Raw genomic sequence first — 21982 nt, 5'->3', positions numbered from 1 at the left:
CGGAGTTCGACGGATACTATACTGTATATTCATACAGTTTTCCATGAACGGGGCAAAGTCCGAAAAGCGGGTCGGATCAGGCCGGCCTCACGTCGTCGGATTGGCCTTGCGCCCTCGCCCCGCCGGCCTGGCCGGAACGGTTCGCCCGTACTCGTTCCACCATGCGGTCAACGCCTTCATGGTCGGCCCGAGGCCGCGCGCCTTCTCGGTGATCGCGTATTCGACGCGTGGCGGCACTTCCGCGAACACCGTGCGTGTCACCAGGCCGTCCGCTTCCAGCTCGCGCAACTGGGCCGTCAGCATGTGCTGCGTGATCCCCGGAATCGCTTTTCGTAGTTCTCCAAACCGATAGACGCGCTGGTTGAGCAGCCACATGATCTCCAGCTTCCACTTGCCTGAAAGCAGGGCGAACGCTCGCCGCATCTCTTCATGCATGTTCACTTCGTCGGCGTCATTAGTCATCTTTTCCATACCAACAGACAGAAAATCATCCTACTTGCGGGAGTTCATCTTAGACGACATTCTTGCACCACGTCGATGTCGACGAACTTCAAGATCCCGCACCAAATGTTCGAAAACTACGCATACTGGCTCAGCACTGCCCTGCTGTCGCTGCTCTATCTGGCGTCCGCGGCGCTGTACGTCGTCAAGCGCAGCCAGGTCCGCGACACCCTCGCCGGATTCGGTTATCCCGCGTATCTCGTGCCGCTGCTGACCGTCGCGAAGATTCTCGCGGTAGCGGCCATCCTCACGCGCGTCGGCGTGCCGCTCAGCGATCTCGCCTACGCGGGCATCTTCTATCACCTGCTGCTCTCGGCACTCGCCCACATCGGCGTTCGCAAGCCGCGCGGCGCGTTGCCGGCCGCAATCGGCCTCGTCTGTCTCGTCGTTTCATTCACCACGCAAAACGCAGCGCGCGAGATCCCGTCGCCTTATGGTGTCGTCGCGACGCTGCGTCACGCAATCGTTAGTTGAAGGAGAACCTCATGGCCCGACTCAGCGGGAAAATTGCCATCGTCACGGGCGCCGGCCGCGGCATCGGACGCGCCACCGCAAAACGGTTCGCAGCCGAAGGCGCAACGGTAGCGGTCGTGTCGCTCACACCGGCCAACGTCGAGGCGGTCGTCGCCGACATCGAAGCCGCCGGCGGCAATGCGCTCGGCGTCCCTTGCGATCTCGGCAGCGCCGACCAGATCGACGCTGCCGTCGACAAGATCGCCGCAACCTGCGGCGGTATCGACATACTCGTCAACAACGCGTTCGATCCGTCCGCGCCGTTCTCGTCGATCGCCGAGCTATCGGTGGAGAAACTGCAAAGAAACTTCGACCTCGGACCCATCGCGTACCTGAGGATGATGCAGGCAGCCTATCCGCACTTGAAAGCAAGCGGCGAAGGCCGCGTGATCAACTTCGGCTCGATGGCCGGCGTCATGGGTCTCGCGGGGTACGGTCCATACAACATGGCGAAAGAAGCGATACGCGCATTGACGAGAACCGCCGCGCGAGAATGGGCCGCCGACAAGATCACGGTCAATAACGTGTTGCCGTTGGCGCAGACGTGGGGCGAGAGCGCCAATGTGCCACCGCCGACCAACCCGCTGGGCCGCTTCGGCACGCCCGACGAAGACATCGCGCCAGTCGTCCTGTTCCTCGCCAGCAAGGACGCACAGTTCTTGACCGGCTACAGCCTCACGCCGGATGGCGGCTCGATCATCGACAGCGCACGCTGAACGACGCTCGACAGCAGTCGCGCGTCGCTACGGCGCGCGACCCTGCATTCGAAGCCGTATGCCGCACACGCATCACGCGATGCCGATACGGCATCGCACGAACCGCGTCGTCGCTTATGATCGGCGTCCGCGAATCCTGTCGCGCTACGTCACACCAGACGCTCCCCGTCGACGCATCTGCTCGACACCCAATCAGCCCTACCCGTCACGATTCATATTCCCATGCAGGTTACTCCGCATACGACACGACGATTCCACTCACGCCTCCGCGTGCCCCTCTTGCTGGCTGCCATGACCGCCTGTTTGACGGCCGTGGCCGCACCCACCCCCATTCCCGAACCGCCAACCATTCAAGCCGTGTCATGGCTGGTCGTCGACGGCGAATCGGAGCAAATACTCGCCGAGCACAACGCGGACGCGCAACGTCAGCCCGCGTCGCTCACCAAGCTCATGACCGCGTACATCGTGCTCCGCGCGTTGCGCGACGGAACGCTGAGCCGCGACGAGAAGGTGACAGTTGGCGCTCCCGACGTGGCGGAAGTCGGCAGCGACGAAGCGCGGATGTATCTGGTCCCCGGGCAGCACGTCGCGGTGAAGGACCTGATCCAGGGCCTGATCGTCGCGTCGGCGAACGATGCGGCGCTTGTGCTGGCCGAACGGGTCGGCGGTTCGCTGCCCGGCTTCGAGCAAATGATGAACGACACCGCTCGGCAGATCGGCATGCAGCACACGCGTTTCACGACCCCGTCGGGCATCACCACGCGGGGCAATCACTCGACCGCCCGCGATCTGTCGACGCTGGCGCTGCGTCTCACGCGGGACTTCCCGGAATACTACGGATACTCGTCCGAGCAACACTTCTCGTACGGACGCTTCGCGAAGCGCAACAAGAACTGGCTGCTGGGCATGGATCCGTCCGTGGACGGCCTGAAGACGGGGCATACCGCGGCCGCCGGCTATTGCATCGTCGCGACCGCGAGCCGGCCGCAGCAAGCCCCCGTGATGAAGCGCCGCGTGTTCGCGGTGGTCCTGGGCGCGCCTACCGCGGCGGCAAGAATCGCGGGCGCCGCCCGGCTGCTGAACGACGCGTTTTCGTCGTACAAGGATTACCCTGCGACACCCGCGTCCGGACACCATTACGTCACGCGCGCATCCGGGCCGCGCACTGGTGATACGGGGGGAACCTGATCGCATAGCGAGGCGCGTGAATAGCGCATCGGCAGGCACGAGGGATGAGCCGCGCCATCGACGCCGGCCCATCCGGAAACCGGCTCAACCGCCAGCCGCCGTCGCATGAGCAATGCAGGTCCGCGCGAGCACGTCGGTCGGATCGATCAACGTCGCCCGACTGCCGTTCGGCGTCACGTATTCGCCGCCAGGAAGCAGAAGCGGCAGCTCCGTACATCCGAGCACGATCACGCTCACGCCATCGGCAATCAGGGCGTCGATAGCAGCACCGATATCTTCCTCGCACTGTCCGGTCGTAAAACCGGCCTTCACACCGTACTGCCCATAGATCGCTTCCATCACGCGCGCCTGCAGCGCCGGCACCGGCGCCACCTGCTCGAGCCCTTGCGACGCCAGCGCCTTCTGGTAGACGCCGCTGGCGATCGTGCCGGACGTCGCCAGCACGCCGACCCGTCGCAGCGACGGACAGGTGTCGCGCAAATACGCGACCGTGACGGTCAGCATGTTCACGATCGGGATCCCGAGGTACGGCTGGATCCGCTCGACGAACGCATGCGCGGTGTTGCACGGAATCGCGATGACGTCGGCGTCGCCGTCTTCGAGCTTCTTGCATGTCGCGTACAGCGAGATCGTCGGGTCCGCGCCGGTGCCCACCAGGTTCTCGGTGCGATCCGGAATCTGCGGATTCTGTTCGACCAGCAGCTTGACGTGTTCCTGATCACGCGACGCCGGGGTATTGCGAACGATCTTGTTCAGAAAGTCGACCGTCGCGGCCGGCCCGACACCGCCGACCACACCGATCTTGAACGTCGCGGCGCGCGAACCGGACGGCCCCGTCACCGCGTATTGCGCATACGCGAGATTCGAATCCACGAGCGGCACGCGCTGCGCGCCGATTTCGTCGGCGACGAGCGCGATCTCGGTCAGCCCGGGAACGATCACCTGTACGCCCTGATCGGCCAGATCCTCGCACGCGCGACGCAACAGCTCGACCGGCCGGCCCCGCAGATTGCCGCGCTTGATGCCATCGGCGCCATAGATGGCTTCGGTCACGAGGTCGAGCCCGTCGTGCAAGCGCGGATGCACGATCTCGAATTGCGGCGCCGGGAAATACGCGTCGAAGAGCCCGCTGTTGCGCACGTAGTCGGAAGCCAGCACGCCGATGCGCGTCGCGCGAGGATACTTGCGCTGCACGTGGCAGCGCACGGCCTCGACGATATCCACGATCTGCAGGCGCGTATTCGCCTTCAGTTCGTCGACGAACGTGTGACTCAGGAAGCACGGCAGCACGACGGTCGTCACGCCGCGCTTCTCGAACGCGCGGATCATGTCGAACACGTACAGCTTGCGTTCGGTGGTCGCGGCGCTGCCCGCGCCGGAACCCTTGAACGGATACTGCTCGAAGATCAGATCGACATGCTCCTCGTCGGACGATGCAGGCGTCGCCTTCACCATCTTGAAGAACACGTCGGCGCTGCCGAGCGGCCCGAGCCCGCCGACCACGCCGAATTTTTGCCGAGCGTTCACGAGATCCGCGCGCATCATGCATTCAGCTCCGGCTGGTCGAACACCGCGCCTTTCGTCTTCGCGGCTCGCGCACTTTCCCATTTCGCGATCACGGCCGTCGCGACGCTGTTGCCGATGACGTTCGTCATCGTGCGACCCATGTCGAGAATCTGGTCGATCGCGAGCACCATCGCGACGCCCGCAACCGGCAGATGGAACATCGGCGCGACGGCCGCCACCACGACCACCGAGCCGCGCGGCACGCTTGCCATGCCCTTGCTGCTCAACATCAGCACCAGCAGCATGAAGATCTGCTCCGACAGCGGCATGTGCACGCCGAACGCCTGCGCGATGAAGATGGCCGCGAATGCCTGATACATCATCGAACCGTCGAGGTTGAACGCGTAGCCCAGCGGCAGCGTGAAGCCCACCACCTTCTTGTCGACGCCGAACTTCTCGAGCTGCTCGGTCAGGCGCGGATAGGCCGCCTCGCTGCTCGCGGTCGAGAACGCGATCAGCGCGGGTTCACGCACCGCTTTCAGCAGGCTGCCGACGCGTCGCCCCAGAAACACGTAGCCCGCGCCGACGAGGATCGTCCACAGGACCAACAGCCCGAGGTAGAACGAGCCGATCAGCTTGCCGTACGTGTAGATCACGTCGAGCCCGCGCAGCGTGACCGACGACGCGATCGCACCGAACACGCCGACCGGCGCCGCGCGCATCACGTAGTTCGTCAGACGCAGCATCACCGGCACCATCCCGTCGATCGACTGGATGACCACGCCGACCCGCTTGTCGCGCTTCAGCGCGCTGAGTGCGATGCCGAGAAAGACCGAGAACACCAGGATCTGCAGGATGTCGTTGCGCGCCATCGCATCGAGCAGGCTGGTCGGGAACGCGTGCGTGATCACGTCCCTGGCGTTCAGGGCGGCCGTATTCAACCCGGTGTTGACCTCGCCGGCAGTTTCCGTGAGGTTCAGCCCGGCGCCCGGCTGCAGCGCGTTCGCCATGAGAAGGCCGAGGCTCAGCGAAATCAGCGACGCACAGACGAACCAGCCGACCGAGCGAAGGCCGATGCGGCCGACGTCCTCGCCGCTGTCCATCCCGGCCAGGCCGGAAACGAGCGTGACGAAGACCAGCGGCGCGATGATCATCTTGATCAGGCGCAGGAAGATATCGGTGACGATCGAGAAATAGCCGGCGACCGCCTTGAGCGTGCCGGGGTCCGAGATGTTCGCGTGACAGGCATAACCGGCGATGACGCCGACGATCATGCCGATGGCGATGTTTAAGGTAAGGCGATTTTTCATGTCCATTCGTCCTTGGGTGGCGCCCGGCCGCCAAAGCGGCGCACGCGCTGCGAAGAGGGCCGCGCGACGCCGGTCGCGCGTCACTTTTGCCGTTGGAACGAATGGTAGGGAGGGGCGATCAATCCGTGATGCCGGTACTACATGGCGGTATGCGAGTCTCGCATAAGGCGGGAAAACCCTATAGCCGCGCAGGCGCCGCGCGCAGATGCTGCCAGAGCTTCTCCAGGAATTCGCTGCGATTGGACGCGTCCCGATAGACGCGCAACTCGACGTCGAGATTCCACGCCGCCGGCCCGGCCGGGACGAGTTCGCCGGCCGCCAGTTCGGCCGCGATCGCGCTGCGGGGCAGCCACGCCACGCCCTCGCCCTCCATCACGAGCTTTTTCAGCACTTCGGCCATATCCGACTCGTAGTGCAACCGCAAGGCCGGCGCATCCGATGCACGGTCGAGTAGGAGCGCCAGACACCGGCCGAAGTAGCTGGTTTCCGTGTACGAAATGAGCGGCAGCGGGTTCTGTTTCGTTCCGGGAAGGCGGAACGCGGGCGCCGAGCGGCGGTTCGGGCGGCACGCCGGCATCAGCGTGTCGATGCCGACCGTCAGGTGCTCGTACCTGACCGGGTCGAGATGAAGCGGAAGCTCCGGATGGTGATAGGCGAACATGAGCTCGCAGTTGCCGTTGACGAGCATCAGGATCGAGTCATGGACGTTCGTCGGAATGACGCGCGCGCGCACCTCGCCGACATGCGGCGCCAGCGCCTTGAGCCAGGTCGGCAGGAAGCTCAGCGCAATCGTATGGCCGGCGGCAATCTGTAGGCTCTTACCCGCGATCCGCTGCTCGGTGCGGATGATCGCGCGGGTGTCGAACAAGCGGCTGAGCACGTCTTCCGCGGTTTCGCGAAACAGCCGGCCCGCCGGCGTCAGCACCGGCGGAAAGCTGCTGCGATCGATCAGTTCCGCGCCGATCCACTGTTCGAGCGACTGAATGCGACGGCTGAAGCCCGATTGCGTGACATTGCGAAATTCAGCCGCCCGGGAAAAACTTTGATATTGGGCGAGGGCGAGGAAATCCTCGATCCATTTGATTTCCATGTTGGCCTTGGAGGTGCGCGGGTGGACCGGCCCGCGCATCACCCGAGTCATGGCGATGCACGTGCCGACGGACGCCTCCATTGTATGATCCGGCGAAGCAGGCGACGCGAGCCGCCCGAACGCACGAAGCCCTACAACCGCTGCATCGTCGACACCAGCGCCGCGTCATCCCCGGCCGCCGCCGGCCCGACCTGCGCGGCCTCGCGCTTCCGGCGTTGCGGCCCGAGCCCGTTCCCGCCCGAGCTCCGCCGCGTCGCATGCCGCTCGATGACCCGCTGCAGCAGGCAGAACACGCACAGCAGCGCACCGATCACGATCCGCGTCCACCACGAACTCAGTGTGCCGTCGAACGTGATCAGCACCTGGATCGTGCCGAGGATGCCGACACCGAACACCGATCCGATCACGTACCCCACGCCGCCCGTGAGCAGCGTACCGCCGATCACGGTCGCGGCGATCGCGTCGAGTTCCATCCCCTGCGCCTGCAACCCGTAGCCGGACAGCACGTACAGCGTGAACACCACGCCGCCGAGCGCCGAACAGAAGCCGCTCAGCGCATAGACGCCGATCTTCGTGCGCGCGACCGGCAACCCCATCAGCAGTGCCGAGCGCTCGTTGCCGCCGATTGCATACACGTTGCGGCCGAAGCGCGTGAAATGCGCGACGTAGAGCGCCGCGGCGAGCGTCGCGAGCGCGATCAGCGCGCCGGCGCTCAGCATCCCGCCGCCGACCGGCACGCTGACGGCCGCGAGCGCATGAAACGTCGGCTCGTTGATCGTGATCGACTGCGTCGTGATCAGGAAGCACGCGCCGCGCGCGAGAAACATCCCGGCCAGCGTGACGATGAACGGCTGCAGCCGGAAGATGTGAATCAGTGCGCCCATCGCGGCGCCGTACAGCGCACCGAACGCGAGCACGAGCGGCACGATCACCCACACCGGCCAGTGCAGCCGCTCGGCGCCGACCGCGCAGAGGATCGTTGTCAGCGCAACGACGGCGCCGACCGACAGGTCGATGCCGCCCGACACGATCACGAACGTCATCCCGATCGCGACGATCAGCAGAAACGCGTTGTCGACCAGCAGCCCGGTGAGCACCTGCATCGAGAAGAAGCCCGTGTACATCACGGATCCGAAGCCGAACAGCGCGATGAACAGCACGATCGTGACGACGATCGGCAGCGTGCGCGGGTCGGCCAGCCGTGCGAGGAATCGGTTCATCGCGGCGTGGCTCCGGTAGTGGCGCGTGCCCGCGCGGAAGGCAGCAGCCGCGTCGCGTGGCGGACCACGAGTGCGCGCGCCGCGTCCGACTGGATCAGCGTCACGACGATCACGACGATGGCCTTCACGACGAGCGTCGCCTCGGGCGGCACGCCGATCGAATAGGTCGTGTAGGTGAGCGTCTGGATGATCAGCGCGCCGAGCACGGAACCCGCCAGGCTGAAGCGGCCGCCGAGCAGCGACGTGCCGCCGAGCGTCACCGCGAGGATCGCGTCGAGTTCGAGCAGCAGCCCCGCGTTATTGCCGTCGGCGCTGCGCACGTTCGAGCTGGCGATGATCCCCGCGAGCGCCGACATCACGCCCGAGCACAGATACACGCCGAACACGATGGCGCCCGCGCGCAGCCCCACGAGCCGCGTCGCGACCGGGTTCACGCCGATCGCGCGGATGAAGAGGCCGAGCGCCGTGCGGTTCACCAGCAGCGCGGTCGCCGCGATCGTCGCGATCGCGATCCACACCGAGCACGGCACGGCCGCGAGATAGCCGCCGCCGAGCTCGAGGTAGCCGGGCGCGCCGATCGGAATGATTTGCCCGCCCGTGAGCAACTGCGCGACGCCGCGCCCGGCGACCATCAGGATCAGCGTCGCGATGATCGGCTGCATCCCGACGAACGCGACGAGCACGCCGTTCCACGCACCCGCGAGCAACCCGACGCCGAGTGCGGCGGCCAGCGCCGCGCCGAGCCGCGTCGGATCGCCGTCGAGCACGATCGCCGCGGCCGCGCCGGCGATCGCGACGATGGCGCCGACCGAGATGTCGATTCCGCGCGTCGCGATCACGAGCGTCATCCCGAGCGACACGATCACCAGCGGCGCCGCGCGGTTCAGGATGTCGATCGGCGCGCCGAACAGGTGGCCGTCGAGCAGCGTGATCGACAGGAAGCCCGGCCGGTGCGCGACGTCGAGCGCGAACAGCAGCACCAGCGTCAGCACCGGCCACACGAGCGGATGACGAAGCAACGTACGAAGCCGCATCATGACCGGCCTCCCGCAATCAGTTGATAGACCTGTTCCTCGGACGCGTCGCCGCCGCTCAGTTCGGCCACCTTGCGGCGGTCGCGCAACACCGCGATCCGGTGGCTCACGCGCACGACTTCGCTGATTTCCGACGAGATGAACAGGATCGCGAGGCCCTGTGCGCACAGCGCGAGCACGCGCTCCATGATGTCGAATTTCGCGGCGACGTCGATCCCGCGCGTCGGCTCGTCGAGGATCAGCAGCTTCGGTTCCGTCGCGAGCCAGCGCGCGAGCAGCACCTTCTGCTGGTTGCCGCCCGACAGCAGCCCGATCGGCTGCTCCGCGTCGCGCGCCTTGATGCCGAGCCGCGCGATGTACGTGTCGGCCAGCTCGCGCTGCCGCGCGCGGCCGATCAAGCGCCACCAGCCGCGCCGCGCCTGCAGCGCGAGGATGATGTTCTCGCGGATCGACAGCGCGGCGACGATGCCCTCCTTCTTGCGATCCTCCGGGCAATACGCGATGCCGTTGCGCACCGCGTCGTGCGGCGACGCGAGCCGCTTGCGCGCGCCGTCGATCTCGATCGCGCCGGTATCCGTGCGCTCGGCGGCAAACGCGAGCCGCGCGGTTTCGGTGCGGCCCGAGCCGAGCAGCCCGGCCAGCCCGACGATTTCGCCGGGCCGCACGTCGAGATCGAGCGGGCTCATCATCCCGCGCCGGCCGACCTGCTGCATCGACAGGAACGGCGCGGCCGCGCCCGCGTCAGTCGACACCGCCGCCGCACCGGCCTGCAGCGTGCCGGACATCGGTTCGCGGCCGGTCATCTTCGCGACCAGCACGTCGACCGGCAGGTCGCGCGCGAGATACTCGCCTTCGCGCTCGCCGTTGCGCATCACCGTGATCCGGTCGGACACCGCATAGGTCTGTTCGAGAAAGTGCGTGACGAACAGGATCGCGATGCCCGACGCCTTCAGCCGGCGCAGCACGTCGAAGAGCCGCGCGACCTCGCCGTCGTCGAGGCTCGACGTCGGTTCGTCGAGAATCAGCACGCGCGCGTCGACCGACACGGCCCGCGCGATCGCGACCATCTGCTGCACCGCGATCGGATACGCATCGAGCGAGCGCGTGACGTCGAGCGACAGGTCCAGTTCGGCGAGCGCGTCGCGCGCACGCGCGTGGATCGTCTTCCAGTCGATCGCGCCGCGCCGCATCGGCTGGCGGCCCGCGAAGATGTTCTCGGCGACCGACAGGTTCGCGCACAGGTTCACTTCCTGGTACAGCGTCTGGATCCCGGCCGCCTCGGCCTCGCGCGGCGCGGCGAAGCGCACCGGCGTGCCGCCGACGCGAATCTCGCCCGCATCGTGCGCATGCACGCCGGTGAGCACGTTGATCAACGTCGATTTGCCCGCGCCGTTCTGGCCCATCAGCGCGTGGATCTCGCCCGGAAACAGCCGGAAGCTCACGCGCTGCAGCGCGCTGACACCCGGAAACGCCTTGTCGATGTCGATCATCTCGACCACCGGCGGATTCGTCATGGATGCGCCCTCGATTCGAAGAGGTGGCCGGGCGGCGGCAGCCATGCCGACGCCCGCGCGGACATCGCTATCCGCCCGCTCAGTACTTGCGGGTCGGCAGCACCTGCGCCGCGACGTTCATCGGGAACACGGTCTCGTTCGTCACGATGCGTTTCGGCAACGACTTGCCGGCGACCACGTCCTTCACGGCCGTCATCAGTTGCGGGCCGAGCAGCGGGCTGCATTCGACGTCGACGTTGATCTTGCCCGCGACCATCGCCTGGAAGCCGCCCTTGGTCGCGTCGAACGACACGACGCTCACGTCCTTGCCGGGCTTGATGCCGGCCTCTTCCATCGCCTGGATCGCGCCGAGCGCCATGTCGTCGTTGTGCGCGTAGACGACGTTGATCTGCTTGCCGTAGGTCTTCGCGAACGCTTCCATCACCTGCTTGCCGCCCGCGAGCGTGAAGTCGCCGCTTTGCGATGCGATCACCTTGAACTTCGGATTGCTCTTGATCACCTCGAGCAGGCCCGCGCGGCGATCGTTGGCCGGCGCCGAGCCGACCGTGCCCTGCAGCTCGACGATGTTGATCGGGCCCGGGTCGTTCTTGTAGCGCTCTTCCATCCAGTGGCCCGCGCGCCGCCCCTCTTCGAGGAAGTCGGAGCCGATCATCGTCACGTACAGTGACGGATCCTTCACGTCGACGCCGCGATCGGTCAGGATCACCGGAATGTGCGCGGCCTTCGCTTCGGTCAGCACCGGCTCCCAGCCCGATTCGACGACCGGCGAGAACGCGATCACGTCGACCTTCTGCGCGATGAACGAGCGGATCGCGCGAATCTGGTTCTCCTGCTTTTGCTGCGCATCCGAGAATTTCAGGTTGATGCCGGCGTCCTTCGCGGCGCTCTTCACCGACACGGTGTTCGCGGTGCGCCACGCGCTTTCCGCGCCGACCTGCGAGAACCCGAGCGTGATCGGCTTTTGCTGCGCGTACGCGCCGCTTGCCAGCAGCGTCGCCGCGGCGACGAGCGCGCCGGCCGCCAGCTTCCTGATGAATGTCATGGTCCGTCTCCGATGATGTCGTTGTATGCCGCGGCGCCGGCGTTGCGCGGTGTGCTGTGCTGCGCTGTTCTGTTTCTGCGTGGCGCGGATGCGGGTCGGGGCAGCGGCCGGCGCGTGCGGCCGGCCGGTCGATGCGCCCCGGATCAGTCTAGGTACAAGCCCGATAACCTTCCAATGAAATATTGGATTGAAGCGATATCGGTATCGGCATACGTATAAACACCTAAGCGCATGCCGGTGCCGCGCGCGTCGATCGCGCTGACCATATTGAAATCCCGGTGCTTGCAGTACCGGAACGTGCCGGGCGCATGGCTGCCCCGCGGCGACCGCAAACACCGGCGCTGGCCACGGCGAACTCGGCGAGACGCGTCGCCGGGCCCGGGCGTCGTGCGTGCCGGCGTTCGGGTGTCAGGGGAAGATCGGCGTCGTCGGCTCGCCGCCTTCCATATCCGCCATCGGAAAATGCTGGGCGACCATCTGCTCGATTTCCTGTTCGCGCAATGCCGGCACGTCGGCCATGATCAGGATCTGGCCATCCCGTATCGCGTCGCGAAAGCGCTGGAGTCGCGCGTTCGGCTCGGCGATGCCGATCATCGCGGCCGTCCACGCCCCGAAGCCCGCTCCCGCCAACGTCAACGCGACGACGGCGCCGCCCGCGATCACGAGCTCCGCGGGCGGGAACACGAGCGCGACGAGGCCGACCAGTGCGCCCGTCGCACCGCCGAGTGCGGCGCCGCGCTCGAGCGCGTGCACGACATCGCTGCTTTGCAGCAACGACGCTTCGGGCAACTGATCGAGTGTGACGCTGTGATCGGCGAGAACGTGGATATGGCGCCAGGTGATGCGCATGCGCAGCAAATCATCGACGATCGCCTTCGCCATCTGCGTATCAGGTACGAGGAAATAAAGGCGTCTCATGTCGGCACCCCTTCTTTTGCCAGAAACGCGTCCCCGAGCGGGGACTGCTTTTCATTCTATGCCAGCATCGGCGATGCGGTTATCGCACGCGTCGCATACCCGATGCGTTGCATCCGCGGCAGCCGCTATCCGCGCTTGCGAAGCGGCGCCAGCAAGTCGCGCAAGCCGTTGTGGTCGATTTCGTGCATCAGGGCGAGTTGCCGGCCGATTTCACCGTGCGGGAACCCTTCGCGGGCCAGCCAGTTGAGGTAGTTTCCGGGCAGGTCGGCAATGAGTCGGCCCTTGTATTTTCCGAAGGGCATGGTGACAGTGACGAGGCACTCGAGGTCTGGGGATCGCATGCGGCTATTGTGCACGGCTTTCTGCCTCCGGCGGGCATCTCATCGAACGGGCACAGCGGATTTCCCGGCCGTCTTCCGGCCTGCTAGACTGAAATTTCCCCCAAGCTCTCCATGGAGGGAATCATGATGTCCATCTACGTCGTGAAGACCGGCGAGCAATTCCTCTGCACCGCCGAGGACGGCGACATCGGCATGGCACCGGCGGTGGAAGATGCCACGTCCTTCCGGTCGTATGAGGAAGCAGAAGAAGCGGCGCACACGCATGCCGACCCCGGATACGAAATCGTCGCCGTCTGCATGATCAGACACTGACGCGGCATGGCGGCTTCCGGCCGACCGCGGGCGCCGATGGACCCACGCCATCGGCACCCGCAACCCGGTCGGAAGCACGGTCTCGGGCATCAGACCCGCACAAAATGATCTCGGGATATTACCGACAGCAGGCTGACAGCCGGATGGCGTGCGCGCCCGGCATCGTTCCTGCCTCGACGCGGCACTCGGCCCCGTCGCCACGAAACCCTTTTCCATCAAGTATTTGCACGCACCGGGCCGACCGCGGCGACATCGCCCGCGCCGCGCCCGCAAGACGGCAAACGCTGCGCCGCAGCGTCCCCCGCACCGCCCTGTCCGATCCCGCTATTTTTCGAAATCGAGGGTTACCCCCTTGTAATTCTCATTGCCCGGACCTTCCACTAAATTGAAGGCGTCCCCAGCGCAACGAGGTGAAAACATGAATGCGAAATCATGGGCCGTCATCGGCTCGGGCGTGCTGCTCGCAGGCCTTTCGGTGCAACCGGCCATGGCCGGCGTGTCGATCGGCTTCGGCATCGCGGCGCCCGCCCCCGTCTATGTCGCGCCGGCGCCCGTGTACGTCGCGCCGCCGCCTCCGGTCATGTATGCGCCGCCCGTCGTGGCCGCGCCCGTGATGGTGCCGACCATCGGCATCGCGCTCGGCTGGCACGGCGACCGCTACTGGGACGGCCGTCGCTGGTGGGGACGGCGCGAGTGGGGCGCGCGCCGCCGCTGGTAAGCCGGTCCGCGCCGACGCGGCAGTCGCTTCGGCGCGCCGGTTGCGTCTCCCGTGCCGTCGGTGCGGGTCCGGCGTCGATGACGGCCGTTACGCCGCATGCGCTCGCACGCGGCGTCGGCCCGTCACCGCCGACGACGCCATCGCGCTCGCAGCGATCGCGCAACGACTGTCAATCCGCGTAACCGGCCGCCCGTAGGTAGCGCGGCCGGCACACGCGTGAGCGGAGCGACACCGTCCTTCATCGCATCCGCCCATCCCTCTATCAGGAGTCCTTTCATGCCAGCCCGTAGCGCGATGCGATGCCCGTCCAGGAGGCCGACATGAGCGAACCGAACCCGGCCCCGCCGACGCAGCATCGCGCGCGCCGCTGGATCGTCATCGGCGTGCTCGCCGTGCCGATCGCGTTGATCGTCTTTCATCTGCTGCACCGCACGAAGCCGGTGCGCGCGAACCCGGCGCAGGTCGTCGGCGTCGCGACCGCGTCGACGGGCGACATGCCGGTCGTGCTGAACGAGCTCGGCACGGTCACGCCGGTCGCGACCGTGACGGTCCTGCCGCAACTGAGCGGCTATCTGACCGAAGTCGGCTATCACGAAGGCGAGGAAGTCGCCAAAGGCCAGTTCCTCGCGCAGATCGACCCGCGCCAGTACCAGATCAGCAAGCAGCAGGCGCAGGCGCAGCTCGCAAAGGACCAGGCGAGTCTCGCGCAAGCGCGCGCCGATCTCGCCCGCTACGCACAGCTTGCGCAGAACAAGTCGATCGCCGCGCAGACCTACCAGGACGCGCAGTTCACCGTACAGCAGGACGAAGCGGCGACCCAGGCGGACCGCGCGAACATCGCGCAATACGATCTCGACCTCGCGTATTGCCACATCACCGCACCGGTGGCCGGCCGTGTCGGCCTGCGGCTCGTCGATCCGGGCAACTACGTGACGTCGTCGAGCACGACCGGCATCGTCGTGATCACGCAGATGAAACCGATGACCGTGCAGTTCACGGTGCCGCAGAACGCGCTGTCGTCCGTGATCCGGCGCGTCGGCGCGGGCGCGAAGCTGCCGGTCACCGTCTATTCGAGCGACGACGACAAGCAGGTCGCCACCGGCACGCTGTACGCGATCGGCAACCAGATGGCGACCGCGACCGGCACCGTCACGCTGCGCGCGACCTTCGCGAACGACGACGAAGCGCTGTTCCCGAACGAATTCGTCAACGTGCGGCTCGGCGTCGACACGCTGCACGGCGCGGTGCTCGTGCCGACCGCCGCGGTGCAGAGCGGCGCGCCGGGCGACTACGTGTACCTGGTCAATGCGAACCGGACGGTGTCGGTGCACAAGGTCACGCTCGGCCCCAGCGACGGCCGCACCACGGCGATCGTCGCGGGGCTGGCGGCAGGCCAGCAGGTCGTGACCGACGGCGTCGACCGGCTCAGCGACGGCGCGGCGATCCGCATCGCGGCGCCCCGCGCGGGCAGCGCGGGCGGCGCGAGTGGCACCCAACCGGCGTCCGGCGCGGCGGCAGCGCCGGCGGCATCCCATGCCCACCGGCCGGCCGCGGCCGGCGCGGCATCCGGCGCAGCGTGACGCGACGCGGCAACCGATCCGATGAATATCTCCCGCCTCTTCATCCTGCGGCCCGTCGCGACGCTGCTGCTGACGATCGCGCTCGTGCTGACCGGCGCGGTCGCGGTCCGGTTCCTGCCGGTGTCGTCGCTGCCCGACGTCGACTATCCGACGATCCAGGTGCAGACCTTCTACCCCGGCGCGAGCCCCGACGTGATGGCGACGACCGTCACCGCGCCGCTCGAGGTCCAGCTCGGCGAGATTCCCGGGCTGCAGCAGATGATCTCGTACAGCTCGGAAGGCGCGTCGGTCATCACGCTGCAGTTCGACCTGTCGGTCAGCCTCGACGTCGCCGAGCAGAACGTGCAGCAAGCGATCAACGCGGCGAACAGCTACCTGCCGAGCGGCCTGCCCGCGCCGCCGACGTATGCGAAGGTGAACCCGGCCGACCAGCCCGTGCTCACGCTCGCGGTCACGTCGAACTCGATGTCGCTCACGCAGTTGCAGGACACCGCGAACAACCGGCTCGCCACCAAGATCTCCGAAGTGCCGGGCGTCGGCCTCGTCACGACGGCGGGCGGCCACGTGCCGGCCGTGCGCGTCGAAGCCGACCCGCACAAGCTCGCCGCGTACGGGCTGAGCATGGACGACCTGCGCACGCTGCTCGCGAACGTGAACGTCAGCCAGCCGAAGGGCAACTTCGACGGCCCCGACCTCGACTACACGATCAACTCGAACGACCAGATCACCGACCCGAGCGCGTATCTCGGCACGGTGATCGCGTACCAGAACGGCGCGCCGGTGTTCCTGCGCGACGTGGCCCGCGTGTCGCAGGCGCCGCAGGACGTCGAGCGCGGCGCGTGGCTGAACCGCACGCCCGCGATCGTGCTGAACGTGCAGCGCCAGCCGGGCGCGAACGTGATCGCGACCGTCGACCAGATCAAGCAGCAGCTTCCGGCGCTCGAAGCGACGCTGCCGGCCGGCATGCACGTGCAGATCGTCGGCGACGGCACCGGCGTGATCCGCGCGTCGGTGTTCGATGCCGCGACCGAGCTGGTGCTCGCCGTCGCGCTCGTCGTGCTGGTGATCTTCGTCTTCCTGCGCAACCTGCCCGCGACGCTGATCCCGAGCATCGCGGTGCCGGTATCGCTGATCGGCACGGTCGCCGCGATGGTCGAGCTGCACTACTCGATCGACAACCTGTCGCTGATGGCGCTGATCATCGCGACCGGCTTCGTCGTCGACGATTCGATCGTGATGATCGAGAACATCGTGCGCTACATCGAGCAAGGCATGCCGCCGCTCGACGCCGCGTTGAAGGGCGCCGGCCAGATCGGCTTCACGATCCTGTCGCTGACGGTGTCGCTGATCGCGGTGCTGATTCCGCTGCTCTTCATGGGCGGCGTGATCGGCCGCCTGTTCAGCGAATTCGCGGTCACGCTCGCGGTGACGATCCTGATTTCGGCGGTGGTGTCGCTGACGGTCGTGCCGATGCTGTGCGCGCGCATCCTGCGGCCGCATGCGGAAGCGCAGTCGCATGCCAGCCGCTTCGAGCGCGTCAGCGAACGGCTGTTCGACCGCACGCTCGGCGCGTACGAACGCGCGCTGACCTGGGTGCTGCGGCACCAGACGCTGACGCTCGTCGTCGCGCTCGTGACGCTCGCGCTGACGCTGATCCTCTACATCGCGATTCCGAAAGGGCTGTTCCCGGTGCAGGACGTCGGCACGATCCAGGGGATCAGCGTGGCCGACACGTCGGTGTCGTACGCGGCGATGGTCGAGCGCCAGTCGCAACTGGCGGACGCATTGCTCAAGGATCCGGACGTCGCGTCGCTCACGTCGTACGTCGGCATCGACGGCGTGAACGCGACGCTCAACAACGGCCGCTTCCTGATCAACCTGCGCGCGCACGGCGACCGCTCGGCCAGCGCGGAAACCATCGCGCGGCGGCTCCAGCAGGAAACGGCCGGCGTGCCGGGCGTGCGGCTCTATCTGCAGCCGGTGCAGGACCTGACGCTCGACACGACGCTGTCGCCGAACCAGTACCGCTTCGTGCTGCGCGGCCCGAGCCGGCAGACGCTGCAGCAGGTGGTGCCCACGCTCGTCGCGAAGCTGAAGCAGGTGCGCTCGATCACCGACGTGCAGAGCGATCTCGACGTCGACGGGCTCGGCGTGCAGGTCGACGTCGACCGCCAGGCGGCCGCGCGCTACGGGATCACGCCGGCGACGATCGACAACGCGCTGTACGATTCGCTCGGCCAGCGCATCGTGTCGACGATCTTCGAGCAGTCGAACCAGTACCGCGTGATCCTGGTCGCGAAGCCCGAGGCGATGCCGAACGTCGCGTCGCTCGGCAACCTGTACCTGCCGAGCCAGACGAGCAGCGGCGGCCAGGTGCCGCTGAGCCAGATCGCGACGATCCGGCTCGTGAAGACGCCGCTCGCGATCCGCCATCTCGCGCAGTTCCCGGCCGTCACGGTGTCGTTCAACCTCGCGAACGGCGCATCGCTGAGCACGGCGGTCGACGACGTGCGCCGCGTCGAGCGCGCGGCCGCGCTGCCGCCGTCGATCCAGTCGTCGTTCCAGGGCGCGGCGGCCGCGTTCGAGGATTCGCTGTCGAGCGAGGTCTATCTGCTGGTGGCCGCGCTGGTCGCCGTCTACATCGTGCTCGGCGTGCTGTACGAGAGCTTCATCCACCCCGTCACGATCCTGTCGACGCTGCCGTCCGCCGGGATCGGCGCGCTGCTCGCGCTGATGATCGCCGGCACCGATCTCGACGTGATCGGGATCATCGGCATCGTGCTGCTGATCGGCATCGTGAAGAAGAACGCGATCATGATCGTCGACTTCGCGCTCGAAGCGGAACGCGTCCACGGCAAGGCGCCGGCCGACGCGATCTTCGAGGCGTCGCTGCTGCGCTTCCGCCCGATCCTGATGACGACCTTCGCGGCGATGCTCGGCGCGCTGCCGATGCTGGTCGGCACCGGCACCGGCTCGGAGCTGCGCCGCCCGCTCGGCCTCGCGATCATCGGCGGGCTTGCGTTGAGCCAGATCCTCACGCTGTTCACGACGCCGGTGGTCTACCTGCTGTTCGACCGGCTGGCCGCACGCGTGCGGCGCCGGCGTGAAGCGGCCGCGTCCGGCGATGCCGCGCCGGACGGCGGGAGCGCGTCGTGAACCCGGCCGCGCTGTTCATCCAGCGGCCGGTCGCGACCACGCTGCTCGCGATCGCGATCCTGCTGTCCGGCGCGCTTGCGTACTTCCGGATGCCGGTCGGGCCGCTGCCGAACGTCGCGTATCCGGTGATCGTCGTGCAGGCGAACATGGCGGGCGCGAGCCCCGAGATCATGGCGTCGACCGTGGCCGAGCCGCTCGAACGGCGGCTCGAAACGATCGCCGACGTGCAGGAACTCACGTCGATGAGCTACGTGGGCTCGTCGCTGATCGTGATCGAGTTCGGCCTCGACCGCGACATCAACGGCGCCGCCCGCGACGTGCAGGCCGCGATCCAGGCCGCGCGCGCGGACCTGCCGACCACGCTGCGCTCGAACCCGACCTACCGGCAATACAACCCGGCCGACGCGCCCGTGATGGTGCTCGCGCTGACCTCCGACACGCTGACGTCCGCGCAGCTCTATGATTCGGCGGACTCGGTCATCCAGCAGCAGTTGTCGCAGATCAAGGGCGTCGGCCAGATCACGCTCGGCGGCGGCGCGTTGCCGTCGGTGCGGGTCGAGTTGCAGCCCGGCAAGCTGAACAGCTACGGGATCGGGCTCGAGGACGTGCGCGCGTCGCTCGGCTCGGCGAACGCGGACAGCCCGAAGGGCCATCTCGACCAGGGCGGCCACCGCTACGAGATCCTGTCGAACGACCAGATCGGCACGGCCGCGCCGTATCGCGATCTCGTCGTCGCATACCGCAACGGCGCGGCCGTGCACCTGCACGACGTCGCGCAGGTGCTCGACTCGAACGAGAACGTGCGCAACGCGGGCCTCTACAACGGCAAGCAGGCCGTGCTCGTGATCGTGTTTCCGCAGCCGGGCGGCAACGTCGTCAACACGGTCAGGCAGATCCGCGCCCGGCTGCCGGTGATCGAGGCCGCGCTGCCAGGCTCGGTGCACGTCGGCATCGCGGTCGATCATTCGCAGTCGATCAACGCGTCGGTGTCCGACACCGAGCGCACGCTCGGCATCGCGGTGCTGCTCGTCGTCGGCGTGGTGTTCGTGTTCCTGCTGTCGCCGCGCGCGACGCTGATTCCGGCCGTCGCACTGCCGCTGTCGATCATCGGCACGTTCGGGCCGATGCTCCTGCTCGGCTACAGCATCGACAACCTGTCGCTGATGGCGCTCACGATCGGCACCGGCTTCGTCGTCGACGATGCGGTGGTCGTGCTCGAGAACGTCACGCGCTTTCTCGAAGCCGGCTATGCGCCGAAGGAGGCCGCGTTGCGCGGCAGCGCGGAAGTCGCGTTCACGGTCGTGTCGATGAGCGTGTCGCTGATCGCGGTGTTCCTGCCGATCCTGCTGATGCCCGGCATCGTCGGCCTGCTGTTCCACGAGTTCGCGGTCACGCTGTCGATCGCGATCCTGCTGTCGATGGTGATCTCGCTGACCGTCACGCCGACGATGTGCGCATACGTGCTGAGCCGCCAGCGCCTCGACGCGAAGCCGTCCCGCCCCGGCCGCCGCATCGCGGCGACGCTCGACCGGCTGCGCGACGCGTATTCGCGCTCGCTCGACGCCGTGCTCGACCGTGCGCCGCTCGTCGGCGTCATGCTGATCGCGCTCGTCATCGGCAACCTGCTGCTGTTCCGCCTGCTGCCCGCGACCTTCTTCCCCGAGCAGGACAACGGCACGCTGATGGGGCAGATCATCGCGGACCAGAGCATTTCGTTCGGCGCGATGCGGCAGAAGCTCGCGCAGCTTCAGGCCATCGTCCAGCAGGATCCGGCCGTCGCGGCGGTGGCCGGTTTCACCGGCGGCCGCGCGCTGAACACCGCGAACGTGTTCGTCGCGCTGAAGCCGCTCGCGCAGCGCCATGCGTCGGCCACCGACGTCGTCAACCGGCTGCGGCCGAAGCTGGCGGCCGTATCCGGCGCGCGGCTGTTCCTGCAGGCGCAACAGGACTTGCGGATCGGCGGACGGCAGTCGGCCGCCGAATACCAGTACACGCTGACGAGCGACGATCCGGCTGCGCTCACCACGTGGACGCCGCGCCTCGTCGACGCGCTGAACCGCTACCGCGGCCAGCTCGTCGACGTGAATTCGGATCTGCAGCAGCACGGGCTGCAGACGACCGTGACGATCGACCGCGCGACCGCGAAGCGCTACGGGTTCGATCCGAACCAGATCGACAACGTGCTGTACGACGCGTTCGGGCAGCGCACCGTGTCGACGATCTACAACCAGTTGAACCAGTACTTCGTCGTGATGGAAGTCGCACCGCAGTACTGGCAGTTCCCGTCGTCGCTCGGCCGGATCTTCGCGAGCACGGCCGCCGGCAACGCGAGCGGCACCGCGCAGACGCAGTATTCGTCGGGCACCGTGCCAGCCGCCACCGCGACCCTCGCGGCCGGCGCGACGGTCGGCGTCGCGACGTCGGCCGCGAACGGCACGACCAACGCGCTGAACGCGAACGCGGAAGCGAATGCGTCGACCAACAGCATCTCGAACAGCAAGGGCGGCAGCTCGACCGGCAGCGCCGACAGCACGTCGGCCGAAACGATGGTGCCGCTCACCGCGCTCGCGCTGTTCTCGAACAGCCATACCGCGACGCAGGTGAACCATCAGGGCGGCCTCGTCGCCGCGACCATCTCGTTCAACCTGCCCGTGCACGGCTCGCTGAGCGATGCCGCCACCGCGATCGCCGACGCCGAGCAGTCGATCGGCATGCCCGCATCGGTGCACGGCGCGTTCGCCGGCGCGGCGCAGGCGTTCACCAACTCGATGAATGCGGTGCCGCTCCTGATCGTCGCGGCGCTCACGGTCGTCTACATCGTGCTCGGCGTGCTGTACGAGAACACCATCCATCCGCTGACGATCCTGTCGACGCTGCCGTCGGCCGGCATCGGCGCGACGCTCGCGCTGCTCGTGTTCGGCGTGCCGTTCTCGGTGATCTCGATGATCGGCTTCATCCTGCTGATCGGCATCGTGAAGAAGAACGGGATCATGATGGTCGATGTCGCGATCGCGCTGCAGCGCGACGAAGGCGTCGACGCGCGGCGCGCGATTCACGAGGCCGCCGTGCGGCGCCTGCGGCCGATCATGATGACGACCGCCGCGGCCGTGCTCGGCGCGCTGCCGCTCGCGCTCGCGATCGGCCAGGGCGCGTCGCTGCGCCAGCCGCTCGGCGTGACGGTGATGGGCGGACTCGTGATCAGCCAGGTGTTCACGCTCTATACGACGCCCGTGATCTATCTGTATCTCGACCGGCTGCGCGCACGACTCACGCGCGGCGCGTCGCGGTGGCCGCGCCAGCAGCGGCCCGAATCGAGGCCCTGA

At 67.2% G+C, this 21982-nt stretch carries 18 protein-coding genes; 8 read left to right on the top strand and 10 right to left on the bottom strand.

Features of this window, described 5'->3' with window-relative positions:
- Nucleotides 1-87 precede the first annotated feature (87 nt).
- A complete protein-coding gene (locus BX604_RS23390; RefSeq protein ID WP_098553235.1) occupies nt 88-471 on the bottom strand; it encodes a winged helix-turn-helix transcriptional regulator in 384 nt (127 codons plus the stop codon).
- A 66-nt stretch (nt 472-537) separates the two neighbouring features.
- On the opposite strand from BX604_RS23390, the gene BX604_RS23385 reads away from it, so the two are divergent.
- The 3 genes from BX604_RS23385 (at nt 538) to BX604_RS23375 (ending at nt 2918) form a co-directional block, all read left to right on the top strand.
- Nucleotides 538-975 (top strand): DoxX family protein, encoded by a 438-nt coding sequence (locus tag BX604_RS23385; RefSeq protein ID WP_257146403.1) that lies wholly within the window; start codon nt 538-540, stop codon nt 973-975.
- Nucleotides 972-1730 carry an SDR family NAD(P)-dependent oxidoreductase gene (locus BX604_RS23380; protein WP_257146402.1) on the top strand — a complete coding sequence of 253 codons (759 nt, stop codon included), beginning with the start codon at nt 972-974 and terminating at the stop codon, nt 1728-1730. The genes BX604_RS23385 and BX604_RS23380 overlap by 4 nt, the downstream gene beginning before the upstream one ends.
- A gap of 222 nt (nt 1731-1952) precedes the next feature.
- Nucleotides 1953-2918 carry a D-alanyl-D-alanine carboxypeptidase family protein gene (locus tag BX604_RS23375; RefSeq protein ID WP_143748084.1) on the top strand — a complete coding sequence of 322 codons (966 nt, stop codon included), beginning with the start codon at nt 1953-1955 and terminating at the stop codon, nt 2916-2918.
- 84 nt (nt 2919-3002) lie between these two features.
- Here BX604_RS23375 and BX604_RS23370 read toward each other — a convergent pair whose 3' ends face one another.
- The 9 genes from BX604_RS23370 to BX604_RS23330 all read right to left on the bottom strand — a co-directional run bounded on the left by BX604_RS23370 (nt 3003) and on the right by BX604_RS23330 (nt 12893).
- On the bottom strand, nt 3003-4463 hold the full coding sequence (locus BX604_RS23370; protein ID WP_179894860.1) for an amino acid racemase: 1461 nt from the start codon (nt 4461-4463) through the stop codon (nt 3003-3005).
- On the bottom strand, nt 4460-5734 hold the full coding sequence (locus BX604_RS23365; RefSeq protein ID WP_098553997.1) for a dicarboxylate/amino acid:cation symporter: 1275 nt from the start codon (nt 5732-5734) through the stop codon (nt 4460-4462). Before BX604_RS23365 ends, BX604_RS23370 begins: the two co-directional genes overlap by 4 nt.
- A gap of 178 nt (nt 5735-5912) precedes the next feature.
- A complete protein-coding gene (locus tag BX604_RS23360; protein WP_098553996.1) occupies nt 5913-6824 on the bottom strand; it encodes a LysR substrate-binding domain-containing protein in 912 nt (303 codons plus the stop codon).
- A 131-nt stretch (nt 6825-6955) separates the two neighbouring features.
- Nucleotides 6956-8044, bottom strand: a complete 1089-nt coding sequence (gene yjfF / locus BX604_RS23355; protein ID WP_098553232.1) for a galactofuranose ABC transporter, permease protein YjfF — start codon at nt 8042-8044, stop codon at nt 6956-6958.
- Nucleotides 8041-9081 carry an ABC transporter permease gene (locus BX604_RS23350; protein ID WP_098553231.1) on the bottom strand — a complete coding sequence of 347 codons (1041 nt, stop codon included), beginning with the start codon at nt 9079-9081 and terminating at the stop codon, nt 8041-8043. Before BX604_RS23350 ends, yjfF begins: the two co-directional genes overlap by 4 nt.
- On the bottom strand, nt 9078-10592 hold the full coding sequence (locus tag BX604_RS23345) for a sugar ABC transporter ATP-binding protein (protein WP_098553230.1): 1515 nt from the start codon (nt 10590-10592) through the stop codon (nt 9078-9080). The genes BX604_RS23350 and BX604_RS23345 overlap by 4 nt, the downstream gene beginning before the upstream one ends.
- Before the next feature lie 79 nt (nt 10593-10671).
- Nucleotides 10672-11634, bottom strand: coding sequence for an ABC transporter substrate-binding protein (locus BX604_RS23340; RefSeq protein ID WP_098553229.1), 963 nt, complete (start codon nt 11632-11634; stop codon nt 10672-10674).
- A gap of 408 nt (nt 11635-12042) precedes the next feature.
- On the bottom strand, nt 12043-12552 hold the full coding sequence (locus BX604_RS23335; RefSeq protein ID WP_098553228.1) for a DUF1269 domain-containing protein: 510 nt from the start codon (nt 12550-12552) through the stop codon (nt 12043-12045).
- 125 nt (nt 12553-12677) lie between these two features.
- Nucleotides 12678-12893 carry a DUF3820 family protein gene (locus BX604_RS23330; protein ID WP_098553995.1) on the bottom strand — a complete coding sequence of 72 codons (216 nt, stop codon included), beginning with the start codon at nt 12891-12893 and terminating at the stop codon, nt 12678-12680.
- Nucleotides 12894-13016: 123 nt separating this feature from the next.
- On the opposite strand from BX604_RS23330, the gene BX604_RS23325 reads away from it, so the two are divergent.
- From BX604_RS23325 to BX604_RS23305, 5 genes are all read left to right on the top strand, one after another.
- Nucleotides 13017-13205: a hypothetical protein gene (locus tag BX604_RS23325; protein WP_098553994.1), complete on the top strand. Its 189-nt coding sequence runs from the start codon at nt 13017-13019 to the stop codon at nt 13203-13205.
- Between the two features lie 418 nt (nt 13206-13623).
- On the top strand, nt 13624-13923 hold the full coding sequence (locus tag BX604_RS23320) for a hypothetical protein (RefSeq protein WP_098553227.1): 300 nt from the start codon (nt 13624-13626) through the stop codon (nt 13921-13923).
- Nucleotides 13924-14243: 320 nt separating this feature from the next.
- The gene (locus BX604_RS23315; protein WP_098553993.1) at nt 14244-15503 is read left to right on the top strand and encodes an efflux RND transporter periplasmic adaptor subunit; all 1260 of its coding nucleotides are present in this window, start codon (nt 14244-14246) and stop codon (nt 15501-15503) included.
- A gap of 21 nt (nt 15504-15524) precedes the next feature.
- The gene (locus BX604_RS23310; protein ID WP_098553226.1) at nt 15525-18659 is read left to right on the top strand and encodes an efflux RND transporter permease subunit; all 3135 of its coding nucleotides are present in this window, start codon (nt 15525-15527) and stop codon (nt 18657-18659) included.
- Nucleotides 18656-21982 (top strand): efflux RND transporter permease subunit, encoded by a 3327-nt coding sequence (locus BX604_RS23305; RefSeq protein WP_098553225.1) that lies wholly within the window; start codon nt 18656-18658, stop codon nt 21980-21982. Before BX604_RS23310 ends, BX604_RS23305 begins: the two co-directional genes overlap by 4 nt.

Origin of the sequence: Burkholderia sp. JKS000303, assembly GCF_002563755.1 — a bacterium.
Taxonomy (GTDB): Bacteria; Pseudomonadota; Gammaproteobacteria; order Burkholderiales; family Burkholderiaceae; genus Burkholderia; species Burkholderia anthina_B.
The sequence above is the reverse complement of the archived record's forward strand: the minus strand, read 5'-3'. Positions and strand labels throughout refer to the sequence as shown.

What these genes read in the sequence shown, in the direction of transcription:
- BX604_RS23390 (WP_098553235.1), bottom strand. Translation starts at nt 471, where the DNA reads ATGGAAAAGATGACTAATGACGCCGACGAAGTGAACATGCATGAAGAG.
- BX604_RS23385 (WP_257146403.1), top strand. Translation starts at nt 538, where the DNA reads ATGTCGACGAACTTCAAGATCCCGCACCAAATGTTCGAAAACTACGCA.
- BX604_RS23375 (WP_143748084.1), top strand. Translation starts at nt 1,953, where the DNA reads ATGCAGGTTACTCCGCATACGACACGACGATTCCACTCACGCCTCCGC.
- BX604_RS23370 (WP_179894860.1), bottom strand. Translation starts at nt 4,463, where the DNA reads ATGATGCGCGCGGATCTCGTGAACGCTCGGCAAAAATTCGGCGTGGTC.
- BX604_RS23365 (WP_098553997.1), bottom strand. Translation starts at nt 5,734, where the DNA reads ATGAAAAATCGCCTTACCTTAAACATCGCCATCGGCATGATCGTCGGC.
- BX604_RS23360 (WP_098553996.1), bottom strand. Translation starts at nt 6,824, where the DNA reads ATGGAAATCAAATGGATCGAGGATTTCCTCGCCCTCGCCCAATATCAA.
- yjfF (WP_098553232.1), bottom strand. Translation starts at nt 8,044, where the DNA reads ATGAACCGATTCCTCGCACGGCTGGCCGACCCGCGCACGCTGCCGATC.
- BX604_RS23350 (WP_098553231.1), bottom strand. Translation starts at nt 9,081, where the DNA reads ATGATGCGGCTTCGTACGTTGCTTCGTCATCCGCTCGTGTGGCCGGTG.
- BX604_RS23345 (WP_098553230.1), bottom strand. Translation starts at nt 10,592, where the DNA reads ATGACGAATCCGCCGGTGGTCGAGATGATCGACATCGACAAGGCGTTT.
- BX604_RS23340 (WP_098553229.1), bottom strand. Translation starts at nt 11,634, where the DNA reads ATGACATTCATCAGGAAGCTGGCGGCCGGCGCGCTCGTCGCCGCGGCG.
- BX604_RS23335 (WP_098553228.1), bottom strand. Translation starts at nt 12,552, where the DNA reads ATGAGACGCCTTTATTTCCTCGTACCTGATACGCAGATGGCGAAGGCG.
- BX604_RS23330 (WP_098553995.1), bottom strand. Translation starts at nt 12,893, where the DNA reads ATGCGATCCCCAGACCTCGAGTGCCTCGTCACTGTCACCATGCCCTTC.
- BX604_RS23325 (WP_098553994.1), top strand. Translation starts at nt 13,017, where the DNA reads ATGATGTCCATCTACGTCGTGAAGACCGGCGAGCAATTCCTCTGCACC.
- BX604_RS23320 (WP_098553227.1), top strand. Translation starts at nt 13,624, where the DNA reads ATGAATGCGAAATCATGGGCCGTCATCGGCTCGGGCGTGCTGCTCGCA.
- BX604_RS23315 (WP_098553993.1), top strand. Translation starts at nt 14,244, where the DNA reads ATGAGCGAACCGAACCCGGCCCCGCCGACGCAGCATCGCGCGCGCCGC.
- BX604_RS23310 (WP_098553226.1), top strand. Translation starts at nt 15,525, where the DNA reads ATGAATATCTCCCGCCTCTTCATCCTGCGGCCCGTCGCGACGCTGCTG.